Annotated in this window: 17 protein-coding genes, 1 pseudogene and 2 CRISPR repeat arrays; of the genes and pseudogenes, 16 read left to right on the top strand and 2 right to left on the bottom strand. The window is 43.8% G+C overall.

Annotated features, from left to right (window positions below; genetic code table 11):
* The first annotated feature begins 548 nt into the window (after positions 1 to 548).
* From D1155_RS12820 to D1155_RS12800, 5 genes are all read left to right on the top strand, one after another.
* Positions 549 to 1,136: a 2-oxoacid:acceptor oxidoreductase family protein gene (locus D1155_RS12820; RefSeq protein ID WP_160202812.1), complete on the top strand. Its 588-nt coding sequence runs from the start codon at positions 549 to 551 to the stop codon at positions 1,134 to 1,136.
* A 23-nt stretch (positions 1,137 to 1,159) separates the two neighbouring features.
* Positions 1,160 to 1,462, top strand: coding sequence for a 4Fe-4S binding protein (locus D1155_RS12815; RefSeq protein WP_160202811.1), 303 nt, complete (start codon positions 1,160 to 1,162; stop codon positions 1,460 to 1,462).
* Positions 1,463 to 2,650 (top strand): pyruvate ferredoxin oxidoreductase, encoded by a 1,188-nt coding sequence (gene porA, locus D1155_RS12810; RefSeq protein WP_160202810.1) that lies wholly within the window; start codon positions 1,463 to 1,465, stop codon positions 2,648 to 2,650. It begins immediately after the preceding gene.
* A gap of 2 nt (positions 2,651 to 2,652) precedes the next feature.
* Entirely contained in the window at positions 2,653 to 3,585 is a 933-nt protein-coding gene (locus D1155_RS12805; RefSeq protein ID WP_160202809.1) for a thiamine pyrophosphate-dependent enzyme, read from the top strand.
* A gap of 359 nt (positions 3,586 to 3,944) precedes the next feature.
* Positions 3,945 to 5,246: an MFS transporter gene (locus tag D1155_RS12800; protein WP_160202808.1), complete on the top strand. Its 1,302-nt coding sequence runs from the start codon at positions 3,945 to 3,947 to the stop codon at positions 5,244 to 5,246.
* Between the two features lie 64 nt (positions 5,247 to 5,310).
* On the opposite strand, the gene D1155_RS12795 is transcribed toward D1155_RS12800, so the two are convergent.
* Positions 5,311 to 5,784: a hypothetical protein gene (locus D1155_RS12795; protein WP_160202807.1), complete on the bottom strand. Its 474-nt coding sequence runs from the start codon at positions 5,782 to 5,784 to the stop codon at positions 5,311 to 5,313.
* On the bottom strand, positions 5,781 to 6,233 hold the full coding sequence (locus tag D1155_RS12790) for a DUF3990 domain-containing protein (protein WP_160202806.1): 453 nt from the start codon (positions 6,231 to 6,233) through the stop codon (positions 5,781 to 5,783). The genes D1155_RS12795 and D1155_RS12790 overlap by 4 nt, the downstream gene beginning before the upstream one ends.
* Before the next feature lie 246 nt (positions 6,234 to 6,479).
* Between D1155_RS12790 and cas3 the strand changes: the two genes are divergently transcribed.
* From cas3 to D1155_RS12735, 11 genes and pseudogenes are all read left to right on the top strand, one after another.
* Positions 6,480 to 8,939 (top strand): CRISPR-associated helicase Cas3', encoded by a 2,460-nt coding sequence (cas3, locus tag D1155_RS12785; protein WP_160202805.1) that lies wholly within the window; start codon positions 6,480 to 6,482, stop codon positions 8,937 to 8,939.
* 16 nt (positions 8,940 to 8,955) lie between these two features.
* Positions 8,956 to 9,705: a type I-C CRISPR-associated protein Cas5c gene (gene cas5c / locus D1155_RS12780; protein WP_160202804.1), complete on the top strand. Its 750-nt coding sequence runs from the start codon at positions 8,956 to 8,958 to the stop codon at positions 9,703 to 9,705.
* Positions 9,689 to 11,578: a type I-C CRISPR-associated protein Cas8c/Csd1 gene (cas8c, locus tag D1155_RS12775; RefSeq protein WP_243151097.1), complete on the top strand. Its 1,890-nt coding sequence runs from the start codon at positions 9,689 to 9,691 to the stop codon at positions 11,576 to 11,578. Before cas5c ends, cas8c begins: the two co-directional genes overlap by 17 nt.
* The gene (gene cas7c, locus D1155_RS12770) at positions 11,575 to 12,423 is read left to right on the top strand and encodes a type I-C CRISPR-associated protein Cas7/Csd2 (protein ID WP_160202802.1); all 849 of its coding nucleotides are present in this window, start codon (positions 11,575 to 11,577) and stop codon (positions 12,421 to 12,423) included. Before cas8c ends, cas7c begins: the two co-directional genes overlap by 4 nt.
* 1 nt (position 12,424) lies before the next feature.
* Positions 12,425 to 13,096 carry a CRISPR-associated protein Cas4 gene (gene cas4 / locus D1155_RS12765; protein WP_160202801.1) on the top strand — a complete coding sequence of 224 codons (672 nt, stop codon included), beginning with the start codon at positions 12,425 to 12,427 and terminating at the stop codon, positions 13,094 to 13,096.
* Entirely contained in the window at positions 13,096 to 14,127 is a 1,032-nt protein-coding gene (cas1c, locus tag D1155_RS12760) for a type I-C CRISPR-associated endonuclease Cas1c (RefSeq protein WP_160202800.1), read from the top strand. Before cas4 ends, cas1c begins: the two co-directional genes overlap by 1 nt.
* A 10-nt stretch (positions 14,128 to 14,137) precedes the next feature.
* Positions 14,138 to 14,428 carry a CRISPR-associated endonuclease Cas2 gene (gene cas2 / locus D1155_RS12755; protein ID WP_160202799.1) on the top strand — a complete coding sequence of 97 codons (291 nt, stop codon included), beginning with the start codon at positions 14,138 to 14,140 and terminating at the stop codon, positions 14,426 to 14,428.
* 164 nt (positions 14,429 to 14,592) lie between these two features.
* A CRISPR array of direct repeats spans positions 14,593 to 14,892; the repeat unit is 33 nt; unit sequence GTCGCACCCCGTGAGGGGTGCGTGGATTGAAAT.
* Between the two features lie 254 nt (positions 14,893 to 15,146).
* The gene (locus tag D1155_RS12750) at positions 15,147 to 16,127 is read left to right on the top strand and encodes a D-isomer specific 2-hydroxyacid dehydrogenase family protein (RefSeq protein ID WP_160202798.1); all 981 of its coding nucleotides are present in this window, start codon (positions 15,147 to 15,149) and stop codon (positions 16,125 to 16,127) included.
* Positions 16,128 to 16,345: 218 nt separating this feature from the next.
* A CRISPR array of direct repeats spans positions 16,346 to 17,369; the repeat unit is 32 nt; unit sequence GTCGCGCCTCTTGCAGGCGCGTGGATTGAAAT.
* A 159-nt stretch (positions 17,370 to 17,528) separates the two neighbouring features.
* Positions 17,529 to 18,080, top strand: coding sequence for a serine hydrolase (locus D1155_RS16125; RefSeq protein WP_160202797.1), 552 nt, complete (start codon positions 17,529 to 17,531; stop codon positions 18,078 to 18,080).
* Between the two features lie 256 nt (positions 18,081 to 18,336).
* The gene (locus tag D1155_RS12740) at positions 18,337 to 18,708 is read left to right on the top strand and encodes a hypothetical protein (RefSeq protein WP_160202796.1); all 372 of its coding nucleotides are present in this window, start codon (positions 18,337 to 18,339) and stop codon (positions 18,706 to 18,708) included.
* A pseudogene (locus D1155_RS12735) lies at positions 18,698 to 19,105 on the top strand (AAA family ATPase); the annotation flags it as partial. The gene D1155_RS12740 and the pseudogene D1155_RS12735, both read left to right, overlap by 11 nt.
* Positions 19,106 to 19,180 lie beyond the last annotated feature (75 nt).

Here is a 19,180-nt window from a genome sequence, read left to right as displayed (position 1 = left end):
ATACAAACAAAGAAAAGAAAAAATGTTTGTAGAATATAAACAAAAACTGTTGACATTCTGCTGGCCAAAAGGTAGAATAGTCATGAATTAAATTTCATATGAACCAAAGACTTTGACGGAGACAGTAGATTTACGCCAAAAAGGTAAGAGCGAGCCGGGGATGGTGAAAGCCCGGTACTGAATGTAGGCATAGATTGAATATCACTCCTGAGTTGCAGGGCTGAAAGACTAACCTGTGTTAATAAATGCGGCGGTTGAGTAAGTGCTGACGGGCCTTCCCCGTAATCGGAAGAACATATGATGGTATGTTGTAGCAGGTGGTTAAGCGAAGATTTTATATCTCCGTCCTGATACAGGACGGAGTTTTTTTATAACATAGGAAATATTGGGTCTTCGATATTTCCGTATGTTTCAAGAAAAGCACCTTGCGAAGCGTCGCCTCATAGCGAGCGACATTGACAAATTTCGCGAAATAGGACATTTTTGTCAACAGGCTGCAGCAAAGCAAGTGATCTGGAACAGATCTTTAATTAATAGGAGGAAAACGAATGCAAAAGAATAACGATACGGTAGAGATCAGATGGCACGGCAGAGGCGGTCAGGGCGCCAAAACAGCATGTTTGCTATTAGCCGATGTAGCGTTTAGCTCCGGAAAACAAGTACAGGGATTTCCTGAATACGGTCCGGAGAGAATGGGCGCGCCAATTACGGCTTATAATCGGATTTCTGATCATGAGAATAAAGTTCACTCTAATATTTATAACCCTAATTATGTGGTTGTGGTAGATGAAACCCTGCTGCATACTGTAGATGTGACAGCGGGACTTTCTGAAGATGGCGCGATTATCATTAACAGCAGCAAGGAGCCTTCAGGACTGAGACCGCTGCTACGCGGCTATCGGGGAAAGGTGTGCACAGTAGATGCAGAGAAAATTTCTGTTGCTACACTGGGAAAGAACTTTCCAAATACACCGATGCTTGCTGCTGTAGTAAAGGTCAGCAATGTCGTTGACAATGAGAAATTTCTGCAGGATATGGAAACTTCCTTCAGCCATAAATTTGCGAACAAGCCCGGCGTGATTGCAGGCAATATGGAAGCGCTGAAGATGTCCATGAACGAAGTAAAAGTAGGTTAAGTTAAAAGGTAGGTTAAGTCGAGATGAAATTAGCAAAGAATATCAACGAGCAAAGTGCGTGGCAGGAGCTGACCACAGGGGCAGAGATCTATGAACCGGGCACTTCCAGATTAGTAAATACCGGAGAATGGAGAGTATTAACCCCTTTCTTCGATGCAGAAAAATGTAAGCACTGTATGCTGTGCGTGCCGTTTTGTCCAGATGTTTCGATACCGGTGAAAGACGGAAGAAGAGAGGATACAGACCTTTATCACTGCAAAGGCTGCGGCGTCTGTGCAAAAGTATGTCCCTTTGGGGCAATCACTATGGGAAAGGAGGAAAAGTAAATGGCAGTAAAAGACAGAATGAGCGGCAACGAAGCAGTTGCAGTGGCGATGAGACAGATTAACCCCGATGTGATGGGGGCGTTTCCGATTACACCATCTACAGAAATTCCACAGTATTTTTCCAAGTATATCGCTGACGGTCTGGTAGACACAGAGTTTGTAGCAGTAGAATCTGAACATTCCGCAATGTCCACCTGTATCGGAGCTTCCGCAGCAGGTGCAAGAGCAATTACGGCAACCTCTTCCGCAGGTCTTGCCTTGATGTGGGAACTGCTTTATGTAGCGTCTTCCTCCAGACTGCCGATTACCATGGCAGTGGTAAACCGTGCGCTGACCGGTCCTATTAATATCAATAACGACCACTCCGACTCCATGGGCTGCAGAGATGCAGGCTGGATTCAGATTTATGCAGAAAATAATCAGGAAGTTTACGATAACTATATTCAGGCAATGCCGATTGCAGAAAGCTGCCGCCTGCCGATTATGATCTGTCAGGACGGCTTTATTACGAGCCATGCTGTTGAAAATATCGAGCTTCTCGATGATGCAGATGTAAAAGCTTTCGTTGGAGAATACGAACCGGAAAACTATCTTTTAAAGGCTGAAAATCCTCTTGCGGTAGGTCCTTATGGCGTTTCTCCATACTATATGGAAATTAAAAAAGCGCAGGCTGAAGCAATGAAAGACGCCAAGACAAGAATCTTGGAAGTTGCAAAGGAATACGAGAAAGTTTCCGGCAGAAAATACGGGTTCTTTGAAGAGTACTATATGGATGACGCAGAAGCGGCGGTAGTAGTAATCGGCTCCTCCGCAGGAACTGGAAAAGCTGCGGTGGACATGCTTCGTGCAGAAGGCAAAAAGGTTGGTCTCATTAAGCTGAGAGTGTTCAGACCATTCCCAATGGAGGAACTGGCAGCAGCCCTTTCCAAAGTAAAAGCTGTAGCGGTAATGGATAAGAGCGAAGGTTTCTCTGCTTGCGGCGGTCCTATTTTTGCAGAGACGCGAAGTGCTTTATACGATCTTGCCAAAAGACCGATGGCAGTCAATTACGTATATGGTCTTGGTGGCAGAGATGTAACCATTTCCACTTACGAAGAAATTTACGACGCCCTCTTTAAAATGATAGAAACAGGTCAGGTCGGCCAGGTTTACAGACATATCGGCGTTAGAGATTTGGAGGATAGATAGACATGGCTTACAGTTTAAAGACAGAATTAGAAAAGAAAAATAGATTTGTACCAGGACACAGACTCTGTGCTGGCTGCGGTGCGGGCGTTGCCGTAAACGGCGTGCTTCGTGCCCTTGACGAAGGAGATAAAGCAGTAGTATCCAATGCGACAAGCTGTTTGGAAGTTTCCACTTTTATGTATCCATATACAGCTTATGAGGACAGCTATATTCACAGTGCTTTTGAAAATGCAGCAGCCATGACCGGCGGCGTAGAGACGGCTTATCATGTGCTGAAGAAGAGAGGTAAAATTAAGGACAACTATAAGTTTATCTGCTTTGGCGGAGACGGCGGTACTTATGATATCGGTTTTCAGTCTCTATCGGGGGCGATGGAACGTGGACACGATATGGTCTATGTATGCTATGACAACGAAGCGTATATGAATACGGGGATTCAGCGTTCATCTGCAACACCTCGTTTTGCAGATGCGACGACTACACCGGTAGGAAGCAAGTCCTATGGAAAAGTACAGAACAAGAAGAATTTGACAGAAATCATCGCTGCGCACAACGTGCCTTATGCAGCGCAGACTACTTTCCTTGGAGATTTTAGAGACCTGCATAACAAAGCACACAAGGCGATTTACACTGAAGGACCGTGTTTCCTCAACATACTTTCTCCTTGTCCCAGAGGCTGGAGATACGAGATGGAAGATCTTGCGGAAATCTGTAAACTGGCTGTGGATACTTGCGTTTGGCCGCTTTATGAGATTGAGCAGGGCGTATGGAAGCTGACTTATGAGCCTGCAAAGAAACTGCCGGTGGAACGTTTCCTCGAAAAGCAGGGCAGATTTAAGCACATGTTTGCAAAGGGCAATGAGTGGATGATTGAAGATGCGCAGAATTATGTGGACGAACAGTGGGAAAAACTGAAAGAAAAATGCCAGCGATAAAATCGTTTTAAAAATGACCAGCTCCTATCACGGCGATAGGAGCTGGTCATTTTATATATAAGAAAACCACGCGTTGGATGCGTGGCGGGTGTTTATTTAGGGGCTGTGCTGTGAGTTTTTTACCTTTTTCAAAACATGTGTTAGGAACGAAAATTTTCTTTGGTGCAGTTTTCAAGGATAAGATTATATGATATACTTTTACTTAGAATTTTGCATGAAGGGAGTGAAAATGATGAAACTGGCTATTGCAGCAGCTCCATGCAAGGCTTAAGGGTGAACTTGTATGGAGTGAACGGAGATTCGCCCAAGGGCTTTGCAGTCTATTTGGAAATTATCTAAATAAAAAGGAGCAAAGTCTTATGAACAATTTAAAAATGATATGTAAGGAACTTCACAGTTTCCTAATTTTGTGGTCTACTCAGTCCTTGTCGCTGCTGGGCAGTTCGATGACCAGTTTTGCGCTGATTTTGTGGACATATGAGGAGAAGGGATCTGCTTTGACGACGGCGCTTTTGGCAGTATGCTCGTATGCGCCTTATGTTGCGATGAGCATTTTTGCAGGCGCCCTCAGCGATAAGTGGAACAAAAAGCTGACATTGCTGGTAAGCGACAGCTTTGCAGCGGTCTGCACATTCGTGGTGCTTGTGCTTTTAAAAACGGGGCAGCTGGAAATCTGGCACCTTTATGCGCTAAACGCATTGAACGGTCTCATGGGGACGGTGCAGCAGCCGGCAGTAGATGTGACGGTGACTTTGATTGTGCCGAAGAAGCATTACCAACGGGTGTCAGGCTTGCGGTCGCTGTCCAGCTCTGTGGTAAATATTTTGACTCCAATAGCAGCAACGACACTATACGCAGTGTTTGGTCTATCCGCGGTGGTTTACTTTGACCTGGCAACTTTTCTATGCGCCTTTGTAACGCTGTGCCTATGGATAAAAATTCCTGAGGGCAAGTGTGCAGGAGAAGGCAAGGAGCCTCTGGTACAGTCTGCAAAGGCAGGACTTTCCTATTTGTGGAGCAATAGAGGGATTCTCGACCTAATGTTGTTTCTGGCGGCAATTAATCTGACGGCATCTATGTACAATGCAGCTTTTCCGGCAATGCTGCTGTCAAGAGCAGGCGGAGGAGAAACCGCTCTTGCGGCAGTCAATACGGCAACGGGGCTTGCTATGTTGGCAGGCAGTATTGCAGCTTCGCTGCTGCCGGAGCCGAAAAGCCGAATCCGTGTTATCTGTAATACGCTTCTATTAGCTATGAGTACGGAGAATTTTATCTTAGCCTTAGGTACTTCGATACCGGTGTGGTGTATCGGCGGAGTGCTGGGATGGATCTGGATTCCGATTATGAACGCCAATATGGATGTAGTTATGCGCAGCCATATCCCTGTTGAAATGCAGGGCAGAGTGTATGCGGCAAGAAATACGCTGCAGTTTTTCACCATTCCTATCGGTTATCTTTTAGGTGGTCTGCTGGTTGACAGGGTCTTTGAGCCGTTTATGGCAGTACAGTCTTCTGCCGGTACTGCCAGCCTGTGGTGCAGTCTGTTCGGCAGTGGAAAAGGCGCTGGTGCAGCGCTATTCTTCTTCGTGATTGGCATTTTGGGTGTGGTTACCTGTTTGATGTTTCGCAGGGATAAGCACATATGGAAACTGGAGGAGTGATAGGTTATATATAAAAAAGCAGGGTCGCTGAGCGGCCCTGTTTTAATGTGCGTTTGAAATTGAGTTAGAATCCACCGTTTGCATACGCGCGGGCGATAAAGTAGGAAGGCTCGTAATAGGCGCCGGTTGTGTAGTCGTCCAGTATATCACATATGGGCGCGTTATAGATGCGAAGCAGGGCGTCTATATAGGTTTCATCATTGGTGATCGTGTCGACGATAAGCCGCTGATAAACTTTTCCCATTTGCGTAGCTGTGGGCAGGTTTTCTGGCGCCAGGTCAGTGTTTATTTCCATAATGTCAAAATCCCCTTGGGTCAAATCATAATTTGCAATCCAGTCGTCTTCCACCTGTAATGGATTTTCACAATGCAGGACTGCGGCGCTTTGGATGAGGTGCAGCCACTGGTCTTTGCTGATAGTATTTACGATGTAACTGTTATGCCTGTGAAGCCGTCTGCTGATCCGTTCAATCATATAGCAGAGAAAATAAAGGTCATTTTCTGTTACTGGTTCATCTAAAAAATAAATCTTTTTCATAAAGAAACACTCCTGTTGAATTTTAGAGTAGGAAGAGATTTTTCTGTACAAAAGACAATCTGGTGTGTTGGATATTTGAATTTTGCAAGTGCCCAAAAGGCCTCTCTGGAAATGATACCGCGTGTAAAATCTTCTACATAATCCCAAATGGTGTCATCTGCCATAGGACCTTCTACTATATCGAAGTCATGTTCAATTCCGCGTCTGCAATTGACTACAAAATCAAGCCATGCTTCTGTTAATGCAGGAAAATGCAGCATGTGTAAATTTTTATCTTCTTCATAATCATATACATTGATGATATGCGTTGGCTGTTTTGTGAGCGCCCATCTTGCGGCTTGTTTTTCTAATTCAGTACAGTAGAATCCATAGCCGAAATCTTTGAAGTGTCCATGTATCAGGATACGAGGTGTTTCTACAATTGTATTACTTCCGTGGTATAAAAGCATGTTTGTTTACTCCTATTTTGGGGTTTTGGTAAAGAGTTTGATTCGATAAGAAAACCGAAACAAACTCTTTTTATTATCCATTTTAACATTTCAATCCACTGGAATTTCCAGACACGAAAATTCTAACATAGCCAAAATAGAAAATCAAGTTGCAAAATAATTTTCCATTTTAACGAAAATATGATTGCATATATTTACGTTAGAGAGTATAATAGAGAAAAAATAAAGCAACAAGGAGGTGAAAAAATGGCTAGAAAAAAAGATGTCCATTTAGCACATCTGGTGGAAAGAGATGGGAATTCTAGAGAGCAGTCTGTGCGCGAACATGCGCGCCAGACTGCTGCATATGCAGGGGAATGTCTGAAACATGCAGGGCTTGCCAACACAGGATTTCTTGCAGGATTATTACACGATATGGGAAAGTGTAGAGCAGCCTTTACAACGTATCTTGAAGAATCTGTAGCAGAGCAACATCCTGCCAAAATCAATCATACCTTTGCAGCGGTAAAGTTTATTATGGAAAAAGCAGAGCACTTAGAGAAAAAAGATACCCTTAGTACACTTGCCTGTGAAATACTGGCATCAGCAGTGGGGATGCATCATGGACTGTGGGATATTTACAAGCCGTTAGATCCTAGTGCCAAGGATGGACTGTCGCATCGGGTTGAAACGCCGGAAGAAGAAATAGGCTATTCGGAAGTGGTGCACAATTTTTTTCAAGAAGTTGCAGATGAGCAGGAAGTTGACGCCCTGTTTCTGAAATCAATAGAGGAATTAAGGCATGTGGTGCAGAAGATTTTGCAGATTAAGGATTTTCAGAGCGAAGGAAAGAAACTTTGCTGCGGATATCTCACCAGACTGATTTCCTCTGCGGTAATAGAAGGCGATCGCAGAGATACGGCGGAATTCAATGATGAGAAGAACGATGAGAAAACCAAAGAAAAGAATGGAGCACGATACCAGGGCAGCAAGGATTTCTGGCAGGAGCAGCTTACTGTTATGGAAGAAAAGATGCGGACAGAATTTAAGTATACGACAGCTATTTCCAAGGTGAGAGGTCAAATCTCGGAGCAGTGTAAAGCCTTTGCGAAACGGGAAGGTGGTATCTATAGATTGACTGTTGATACGGGAGGCGGCAAGACTTTATCGTCCTTGCGTTATAGCCTTGCCCATGCCATGGAATACGAAAAAGACAGGATTATATTCATCATTCCACTTCTCAGCGTGCTGGATCAGAACAGCCAGGATATTAAGGATTATTTGAAAGATCCTAATGCGGTGCTGGAACATCATTCTAATGTGGTGAATACGGAGGAAGATGAGGAAGCTTGCAGTCAACGCGAGCTTCTGACGGAAAGCTGGGACGCGCCGGTTATAGTCAGCACGATGGTACAGCTTCTGCATGTTTTATTTTCGGAGAAAACCAGCGCGATCAGGCGTATGCAATCCTTGTGCAACAGTGTCATTGTGATTGACGAGATACAGATGCTTCCGCTGAAATTTATGCAGCTTTTTGCCGCACAGCTGGAATTTCTGGCTGCATGCTGCGGTACCACCATTGTACTTTGCTCTGCAACGCAGCCGGCATTTGATCGATTAAATTGGCCGGTGCATTTTGGCGAAAAAGCAGAGATGGTGCGTCTGGATCAAGAAACGAACAAAGTGTTTAAACGGGTAAACATTGTGGATCGGACAACTCCGGAGGGGATGTCTTTGGAAGAGCTAGCGGATTTTGCGCAGGAGCAGATACTGCAAAAGGATTCGTTGCTTGTCATATGCAATACAAAGAATACGGCGAAAGAACTTTATCGTAAACTGGAACAGTGCAAAGAAAACGACTGGGAACTGTATTACCTTTCGACAGCGTTATGTGGAAAACATAGAGAACAGGTGCTTGCTGCCATTGGGAAAACGCCGGGACTCCGTGAAGACCGAAAAGTGATCTGTATTTCAACGCAGATGGTGGAATGCGGGATCGATTTTTCGTTCCAGTGTGTCATCCGGGTTCTTGCCGGGATTGAGAATATTGTGCAGGCAGCAGGTCGGTGTAACCGAGGCAACGAGTGGAACCACATCTGTGATATGTTTATCGTGAATTTGCAGGAAGAAAGCTTGCGATTTCTGCGGGAGATTAAAGAGGTACAGGACTGCTGCAGACAGATTCTGAATCTGCAAAGAGGTAAAGTTGATTTGTTGTCCAAAGATACAATCTCTGCATATTATAAAGCTCTTATGGATTCTACATATTTTAAAAAGCAAATTACCTACCCTGTAAAGACATCCGACCTCGATTTTTCGATATTGGAGTTGCTCAGTGTGAATCGGTGCAATGAAGATCGGAAACGCATTTTACGGCAGGCTTTTTTAACAGCAGGCAAGAACTGTGAGGTATTTGATACAAAAAAGACAGATGTGATTGTGGAATTTGACGATGATGCGAAAAAAGCGATTGACAATCTGACGTCAAAACACGGCTTCAGCAATGGCGTAATCAGAGACTTATCTTTTGTAAAACAACAACTGGCGGAGCTGCGCCCCTATACAGTCAGTCTGTTTGATTGGGAACTTGCCAAATTACGAGAAGATCAAAAGATTGACGAAAATCGGGTTCCCGGTGTTATCTTCCTTGACTCAGCAGCCTACGACAGTAGGGAAGGCGTCAGGATCGATCAATATGAAAAAAAGGGAGACTTTTTAAACGCTTAAAGAATGGAGGGATTACATGCAGTATAAAAACATCGTAGAATTTGAAGTTTCCGGTGATTATGCACTTTTCTCAGATCCGATCAATCGGGTCGGCGGTGAAAAGTTTTCGTATCAGGTGCCGACTTATGAGGCTTTGAAGGGCATCTTACATAGTATTTACTGGAAACCGACACTGACCTGGATTGTTGACGCGGTCAGGGTGATGGAACCGATTCAGACAGAATCCAAGGGAATTCGTCCCATCAAGTATACCAGCAGCAAAAATGATTTGTCTTTTTATACGTATTTAAAAGGCTGTCGATATCAGGTTAGAGCACATTTTGTCTGGAATGAAAACAGACCGGAGCTTGCAGAAGATAGAAATGAACATAAACATTTTCAGATTGCGAAACGAATGATTGAACGCGGAGGACGGCGGGATATCTTTCTGGGCACGCGAGAGTGCCAGGGGTATGTGAAGCCTTGTGTTTTCGGCGAGGGAGACGGTGCATACGATCATACGCCGGAATTGGATTTTGGCATGATGTATCATGGCATCACCTATGCGGATGAGGCTTACTCTGAGGAAACGAAAAACAAAATGACAGTGCGGCTTTGGAGGTGCGTGATGCATAACGGGGTGATTACCTTTGATCGTCCGCAGGCATGTATCCATCGTCCGGTACGCGAAATGGAAGTCAAACCGTTTGGCGCTGTCTATGGGAATTTTGAAACAGTTGATAAAACAGGAGGTGATATTTTTGACCTGGATGAAAATGGCATGTGATACCTATGATCAAAATCCCGGAATGGTCGCTAATTTTCAAAGTGACGTGTATCTTTGTCCTATTGCGCATATGGAATCCAGCGCGCAAATTGAAGTCAGTCTGGATTTACAGGGCAATCTAACCGGTGCTCGTTCGATCGAAGACAAAGAGGCTGCTGCCTGTATTATTCCTGTGACTGAAGAATCAGCAAGCCGTTCCAGCGGTGATGCGCCTCACCCCCTTTGTGATAATCTGACCTATGTAGCGGGAGATTATGCCGGGTATGCGAGGTCAGAAAAGGAAGCGAAAACTGCAAAAGGACGGTTTGCAAAGTATATAGAAGGGCTGGCAGCATGGAAAGATTCTAATTACAGTAATGCAACAATAGAAGCAGTGTATGCGTATCTGTCTAAAGAACAGCTTATGGCAGATTTGATCCAGGCTGCAGTGGTGAAACTTGACGGAGAAGGAAAGCTAACAACAAACAAAATTGGCGGAAATACTTATGATAAGTGTATCGTCAGGTTTCAGATCGACGTGCTTTCCGGTGAAAAAAATTGCTGGCAGAATTTACAGGTAATAGAGGATTATCAGCATTACTATCTGGAGAAAAAAGCACAGGAGGCAAGAGAGGATATTTGTTATCTGACGGGAGAAACAGGTGTGATTTCTGCGAATCATCCGAAAGGCATACTGGCAGCCAGTTATGGCGCGAAGTTGATTTCTGCCAATGATGATAAAGATTTTACCTATCGGGGGAGATTTTATACGGGAGAAGAGGCGTATGCTGTCAGTTATGAAGCATCCCAAAAAGCGCATAATGCATTGCGCTGGCTGGCGAAACAGCAGGGGTTCTATGTTGGTAAAACGGATAAACGCTTTTATCTATGTTGGAATCCTGCGGGAAAGCATGTGCCGCAGGTTGGAGAGAATCTGTTTGGCTCGTCCTCTGATGAGGGTATTTTTTCGAAACCAACCACAATGCCGGAGTATAAGACGCAGCTGAAAAAGTGCATCAACGGGCATAAGAATCAATTTAAGACTTCAGATGATATTGCAATTATGGCGATGGAAGCGGCGACCACGGGACGGCTTTCTATTGTGTATTATCATGCAATGAAGGCGCCGGAGTTCTTCGCAAGAATTGAAAACTGGTATCAAGACTGCTGTTGGACGTTTCCCGTATTTGATGCGGATCGAAAACGGAAGCTTGTTGTAAAAACACCGGAAATTATACAAATCGTAAACAACGCATTTGGTGTGGAACGAGAAAACCAGCAGGGAAAATCGATGCTGTATGTCAATGACAAACTGATGATTATGCAGTATCAAAGATTGTTTCACTGTATCGTGGATGGAAAAATACTGCCGCGAGATTTTGTGGATGGGATTTTCAGACAGTGCAATAAACCGCTGTCGTTCTCAAAGAGAAACAGAGAATACATATTGTCCACAGCTTGCGCATTGATTCGAAAATATTGGAAACAGACGTATGGAAAGGAGATTGAAATGGCGCTGGATAGAAAAGAGCAAAATAGAGATTATTGTTATGGACGGCTGCTGGCGGTATATGAGAAGATAGAGCGCAGTACCTATGGGAAGGATGAAAACAGAGAACCGAATGCGATTAGGATGCAAAGTATGTATGTGCAGCGTCCAGCATCGACTTTGGCTTTACTAGAACAAAAATCGATTCCATATTTAGAGAGCTTACCGCCGCAGAAGAGGGAATTTTATCGACAGGAAATTGGCGAAATTCTAAATCTAATAGGAATTGATAAAGAAAATAAAGCGTTGGGCTATCTCTATCTTACCGGATATTATGCTGAACGGGAAGACCTAAGATGGAAGAATAAAGCGAAAAGTGAGGAAAAAGAGGAGGAAACCAAATGAGTATTTTACAGAACAAGATTGATTTTATTGCGCTGGCAGCAGTAACAGACGCCAATCCAAACGGCAACCCACTGGATGGAAATCGCCCAAGAACTACTTATGATGGGAGAGGCGAGATTTCAGACGTATGCATTAAAAGAAAACTGCGTAACCGTTTGCAGGATAATGGAGAAAAGATTTTTGTGCAGTCTGAAGAACGTTGTGATGACGGAGAAAAGAGTCTCAGTGATCGGGTCAAAACCAATCTCCCGACAGGACTTTCCTCGGAGGAATTCGCAAAACAAGCCTGTGAACTTTGGTATGATGTGAGAGCGTTTGGACAGGTGTTCGCTTTTAAAGGAGCAGCGCCGAAGGAAGGCGTTTCCGTGGGTGTACGGGGGCCGGTATCGATTCATCAGGCAAAGAGTATATCTTCCGTAGAAGTGATCAGCCAGCAGATTACAAAGAGTGTAAACAGTGAGCCTGGCAACAAAAAAGGGTCTGATACCATGGGAATGAAGCATCGGATTGGATTCGGTCTTTATGAGATCAAGGGTTCAATCAATGTACAACTGGCGGAGAAAACAGGCTTTACGGAGGAAGACGCAGAGGCGCTGAAAGAAGCGCTGCGCACACTCTTTGTCAATGACGCATCTTCGGCACGTCCAGATGGAAGCATGGAAATTGTTAAGCTATTTTGGTGGAGACATAACAATAAGATTGGACAGTATTCTTCTGCTAAGGTGCATGATTCTCTGCAGATTCAGCAGAAAGAACCAGAAAAATTGGCAACCTGTTTGGACGATTATGATATTACTCTGCTACCTTTAGAAGATTTGGAGCCTGAAATCATAGAGGGCATATAAAATGGCTATGTATACGGAGGAAGAATACATCCAGCTTTCGGGCATTCAGCACTTTGCCTTTTGTCGCAGGCAGTGGGCGCTCATTCATGTAGAACAGCAGTGGGCGGAAAACTATCAGACTACAGCAGGGATTTTGATGCATAAGAAGGCACATGATGAGTCGTCTGTAGAAAAGCGTGGAGATTTAATCATCATGCGAGGTCTTCGCATTGCCTCACGGCGGCTGGGGCTTTCCGGGCAGTGTGATGTAGTGGAGTTTCACAGAGCGTGTGGTGGCATAACATTGTCCAATTATGACGGAACGTGGGATGTTGTACCGGTGGAATACAAGCGAGGAACAGAAAAAGATGGATGCGAAGATGCAGTACAGCTTTGTGCCCAGGCAATATGTCTGGAGGAGATGTTTCTCACGGATATTCCCAAAGGGTATCTGTTTTATGGCGAAAATAAGCGCCGGACGGAAGTTATTTTTGATATGACACTTCGAGGACAAGTTGAGAAGCTATGCGAGGAAATGCATACACTTTACAAGAAGGGAAACACGCCCAAAGTGAAAACTAGTAAAAAATGTCGCAGCTGTTCGTTAAAGGATCTTTGTTTGCCAAAATTAAACAAGAAACTTAATGTGGAACGGTATATTGCAGATAGACTGGGAGAAGGAGGTGCATTGTAGTGAAGAAGCTGCTCAATACATTATATGTACTTTCTGAGGATGTGTATCTGGCACTGGACGGAGAAAATGTAGTAATCCTTCGTGATGAGGAAACTGCCGGAAGATTTCCGCTTCATACGCTGGAGCAGATTGTCAGTTTCTCGTATAAAGGTGCTTCACCAGCGCTGATGGGTGCTTGTGCACGGAAAGAAATTGGGCTGAGTTTTTTCTCGCCGCAAGGCAGATTCTTGGCTCGCACTTCAGGGATACCATATGGAAATGTGCTGCTACGAAAAGAGCAATATCGAATTTCGGATGATGTAGATAGAAGTTTGTCATACGCAAAGGCAATGATTTTGGGAAAAGTTTTTAACTGCAGGTGGAGCTTGGAGCGGACTGTCAGAGATCACGGTTTGCGTGTTGATATTGAGCGTATCAAAGAAATTTCTGGACAGCTCCATCAAGGGCTTTCCGGGATTCGCACATGTGATACGCTGGATTCCTTACGTGGCATTGAAGGTGAGCTGGCATCTCGATATTTTGCAGTTTTTGATGATTTGATTATCAATCAGAAGGAAGATTTTCAGTTTTGCGGTCGCAATCGCCGACCGCCGCTGGATAAAGTGAATGCGCTGCTTTCCTTTGCATACACTTTGCTTGGAAATGATTGTGCAGGTGCACTGGAGGGCGTTGGACTGGATGCTTATGTAGGATTTTTGCACAGTGATAGACCTGGTAGAAAGTCTTTGGCACTGGATATGATGGAAGAACTGCGTGGGATTATGGCGGACCGCTTTGTGCTTTCTTTAATCAATCGAAAGATTATGAAAGCAGTGCATTTTGAGACGCAAGCAGATGGGGCGGTATTGCTCAATGAAGACGGAAGAAAACAGTTCTTGTCGGCATGGCAACAACGTAAGAAAGAGATGATTACCCATCCATTTCTTGAGGAAAAGCTTTGCTGGGGGCTGGTGCCTCATATACAGGCAATGCTGTTAGCGCGGACTATTCGTGGAGACCTGGAAGGCTACCCGCCATTTTTATGGAAGTAGGAGGTTTCAGATGCTAGTATTAATTACATACGATGTGTCAACGCAGGACAAAGCTGGAAAGACCAGGCTTCGAAAGGTCGCAAGGGAATGTGTCAATTATGGTCAGCGTGTACAAAATTCGGTATTTGAATGTATAGTGGACAGTTCGCAAATGCTGCTCTTAAAGGATAAACTTTTGTCTTTGATTGACGAAAAACAAGATAGTCTCAGGTTTTACTATTTGGGAAATAATTATCAAACAAAAGTAGAGCATTTCGGAGCCAAAGAAAGTTATGAAGCTGAAGGCGTTTTGATGGTTTAAGAAAGGTGCGAAAGGCAAGTGGACATAAAATCCTTGGGGCTTTCGCACCAGAATTATAGACAAAATAGTTACTTTTCTGGAAGTATATGTATTTATACTTTTGGAAATTATAAAGAATTTACAAATAAATGGTGATTCTATTGGGAAATTGGCGTTTATTTGCAGTCGCACCCCGTGAGGGGTGCGTGGATTGAAATAGTAACAAGGTTGTGGAATATGAATGTAACGGTCGTCGCACCCCGTGAGGGGTGCGTGGATTGAAATTTTTCCATGCGGAAAATGTTCTTTTCAGCCTTGTGTCGCACCCCGTGAGGGGTGCGTGGATTGAAATTATTCAGGACGACATGAATTCTGAAAAGAAAAAAGTCGCACCCCGTGAGGGGTGCGTGGATTGAAATGTTGTTTTACACCCATGCCGCAGACTATAGCCTGTCGCACCCCGTGAGGGGTGCGTGGATTGAAATGCGCCGGGGTTATCGTTACCGTAACCTTCTATGATCACTGGTACCAACTTGTGCCTATTTATAGTCACGAGTTGGTGGCTGTGAAAATACTAAAATATATAGAATTTCAGTTAGTTTCAATTTATATTCCTCTATATAAAATGGATGAGAGATTATTAATTTTTAATAATAGATTTTGACAATCATTCTTAAATGCTATGCATTCTTTTTTATTTGTGTTATGATAAATGCAAGTAAATGCGAGAGGTAGCGACATGAAATTATTTGTATATAGTATGAGAGACTTTGACGAAAAGCCTTTCTTTGACAAATTTTGTGAAAAGTATGATGTGGAGTATGGTTACACTGCAGAAGCGCCTTGCTTAGCAAATGCAGAGTTAGCAGCGGGTTATGATGCCGTGGATATTATTACAACTGTTATTGACAGAGAGTTAATTGATAAATTTTATCAGCTTGGAATAAAATGTATTTCGACTAGAACGATTGGATATGACCATATTGACTGGAAATATGCGAAAAAACTTGGTATGGGTATTACAAATGTAACCTATTCGCCATCCAGCGTGGCAGATTTTACTGTTATGTTGATTCTTATGGGGCTTCGTAAAATGAAGCATATCATGATGCGTGGGGATGTACAAGATTTTACACTTCGGGGAAAATTGGCGCGCGAACTACCAGGTTGCACTGTCGGCGTGATTGGAACTGGTCGGATAGGAGAAACGGTAATTCGTAATTTAACTGGATTTGGGTGTGAAATTTTAGCTTATGATCCTTATCAGAAAGAGTCTGTCAAAGCTTTGGGTGAGTATGTTGAACTTGAACAGCTGTTTTGTGAGTCAGATATTATTACACTTCACGTACCTGCAACAGATGAAAATTATCACCTGATTGATAATAATGCACTGCGCATGATGAAAAACGGAGTCGGGATTGTAAATTGTGCCAGAGGTGCTTTAATTGATAGTGATGCACTGATTGATGCGATCGAATCGGAAAAGGTTGGATTTGCGTGCCTAGATGTAGTCGAGCACGAAAGTGGTCTGTACTATTTTGACCGCATGGGTGAACCTCTGGGAAATCCGCGATTAGCAATCTTAAGGTCTTATGCCAATGTTATCGTTACATCCCATATGGCGTTTTACACGGATGAAGCAGTGGCGAATATGGCAGAGAACTCTATTTTAGGAGCAAAAAAATACTTTACAGGTGAAGAAAATCCTTTTGAGGTATAATTGCGACAGATAAAATACACTTGTCCTAAAAATATTTTGGAAAAGATGGAATTTTGTTGGTGCGAAAACGAAGTGAACATGACTTTCTGGGATGTTTCGCACCTGTAATTCAATGAAAAGAGGTGATCTTAAGAGGCTTTTGACAGTTTAGTAGTATGTAGAAATAGAAATAAAACAAAAGATTGATAAAAATTATAGAAATCTTTTACAATTTTGCAGTCGCGCCTCTTGCAGGCGCGTGGATTGAAATTTTTAATGATAGGGCGTTTGATATTTTCAACTCGTCGCGCCTCTTGCAGGCGCGTGGATTGAAATGCAAAAGCGAAATTGTAAAGATAAAAGAGAGATGTCGCGCCTCTTGCAGGCGCGTGGATTGAAATAATCTACGAGTTTACCGTATCTTGAAATGCTTGGTCGCGCCTCTTGCAGGCGCGTGGATTGAAATTATGCTTATTCATCTCTATATGAAGCAACACAAAGTCGCGCCTCTTGCAGGCGCGTGGATTGAAATTTCTGCGGAAAGCCTTAGCGGTCACCGTAATCGGTCGCGCCTCTTGCAGGCGCGTGGATTGAAATCGTTCTAAGGAGGTTGGATATGGAAATTGTATGTGGTCGCGCCTCTTGCAGGCGCGTGGATTGAAATCCCTTACACCGCTTACCCAACTGGTAATGTGTTTGGTCGCGCCTCTTGCAGGCGCGTGGATTGAAATTTCGCTTGCATTTATTATAGCCAGCATACCAGACGTCGCGCCTCTTGCAGGCGCGTGGATTGAAATTTGCTAAAGACAAAGCTTGGAAAAGTCGCATTAACGTCGCGCCTCTTGCAGGCGCGTGGATTGAAATTTTTCAACATAGGCTTGTCTATATCGACACCAAAGTCGCGCCTCTTGCAGGCGCGTGGATTGAAATCGCAATTCTTCCAATCCAAATTCGCAGGGTCAGGTCGCGCCTCTTGCAGGCGCGTGGATTGAAATATCTGGTAATGCGTGAAGTTTTTTTACGTAATCTGTCGCGCCTCTTATAGGCGCGTGGATTGAAACTGGCGTTGGAGCAGAAGCATAATTGGAGTGTATTTGTCGCGCCTCTTGTAGGCGCGTGGATTGAAACGTGGTTTGATTTTGCTGATGGTACGAATATGGGAAGTCGCGCCTCTTGTAGGCGCGTGGATTGAAATCGTGGACCGGGACAATTACCGGACGGTCTATGCATTCGTGTCCCCTTCGCGGGTGCGTGGATTGAAATCTTGTGACAAGGACAGAAACTTCTATAAATCCTGGGAAAAACGGAAATAATTTTGAAAATCCCCTATCACTACAGCAAACCTTACGGCAATCTTTTCCGGCAATTAGCATATCCGCTGCACTTTTCTCATATATTACACCAAATGAGAGAGGTGTTTTTATGATAAGGAAGAATCGAAAAAGAGCGTTATGCCTACTTTGTGCCCTTTGCCTTTGCGGAACTGGTGGAATTTTAGGTGTGAAATACTATTCTAACCCGCAGGAGCCTGTAGTGCTGGAAACAGTGTCTGATAGTTTGACGTCTGAGGGTGCCCCAACCGAAGAGCAAAAGAAAGCTAATTTGAATTTAGATGTAAAGGCAGCAGTACTCATTGATGCGGATACGGGCAAAGTCCTTTATCAGCAGGATGCTCACAAAGAGCTGCCACCAGCGTCAGTAACCAAAGTTATGACCATGCTTCTTGCAATGGAAGCAGTTGAAGATGGGAAAGTTAAATTGACCGACCCAGTAACAATTTCTGAGAGAGCAGCGTCTATGGGAGGCAGCCAGATGTATATGGAAGTTGGTGAAACCCATACACTGGAGGAACTTTTGGAGGGGATTGCCATTGTCAGTGCTAATGATGCCTGTGTGGCATTTAATTGGGAGAACATTTGGGAGAAAAAACTAAACACGAAAGACAATATATATAATGATTTATTAAAAAAATAGCTGAATCCGGCGAGGTTGTCAAGCCTGTACAACGGAATCAGTCAGAGCAAAATGACTTTTACAGGAAAACCATCGGAGTTAATTTCGTGAGCATTTTTCTCAATAGAAAAGAAGAGTAAAACAGACTATGTTTTGTCTATGAAGAAGCAGGTTGCATGACTTGCTTCTTTTTTTGCAGGTTAGAGAATTCCCGGACTTGCTCAGTCTTGAAATAGATGATAGATATCAATATCGGAAAGGAAAGGATGGAAAGAAAATGGAACAGAGAATGAGAAGACTCGCAGGAGGATGTGAGAGTGAACGTTTTATGCGAATGGAAACTGTGTGTATGCTTGCCCGAGAGGTATATGAAACACTGCAGTATGTCTTCCTCGAAGCATTGGAAAAGGAAAGCTTCTTTTGGGAGTACCTGGATGAAATTGAGTATCTTGCCATGAAAGAAAACTGCGAGGACGCAATGCGATATATTGCTTCTCTTTCCAAACTGGCAGATACCGTGGATCAAACAGCAAAGTGGAAGGTATATCTTCTGACCTGCCTTCCTGCTGAATGCATGGAGCTATTTGTCTTTGATTTTGTTGCACAGTACAGCAGTCAGATTATGGAGGATAACGACGATGAAGAGTGAAGTAATAGCTGTCTGCAATCAGAAAGGTGGCGTTGGAAAAACCACCACCACTGTGAATCTTGGTATAGGGCTTGCACGAGAGGGGAAGAAAGTCCTTCTTGTAGATGCAGATCCGCAGGGAGACCTGTCACGTTGTCTGGGATTTGATGATACCGACTGTCTGGACGTGACTCTTGCTTCAAAGATGCAGGATGTAATGAATGAGCGCAGCGGAGATGAAAAAGAGGGAATTCTGCATCACTGTGAAGGGGTGGATCTGGTTCCTTCCAATCTGGAACTGTCGGCCATGGAAATGACTCTTGTCAATGCCATGAGCAGGGAACGGACATTACAGAACTTTCTCGATAAAATCAGAGAAGATTATGATTATATACTAATTGACTGTATGCCGTCACTTGTAGGTTTACAATAGATGTGTTACAACTGAATAAAAAAATTGCAAGATCTCATTTTTGTGTTAAAGTTAAGTTAC

It is taken from the genome of Anaerotruncus sp. 80 (assembly GCF_009936115.1).
GTDB lineage: Bacteria > Bacillota > Clostridia > Peptostreptococcales > Anaerovoracaceae > Senimuribacter > Senimuribacter intestinalis.
The sequence above is the reverse complement of the archived record's forward strand: the minus strand, read 5'-3'. Positions and strand labels throughout refer to the sequence as shown.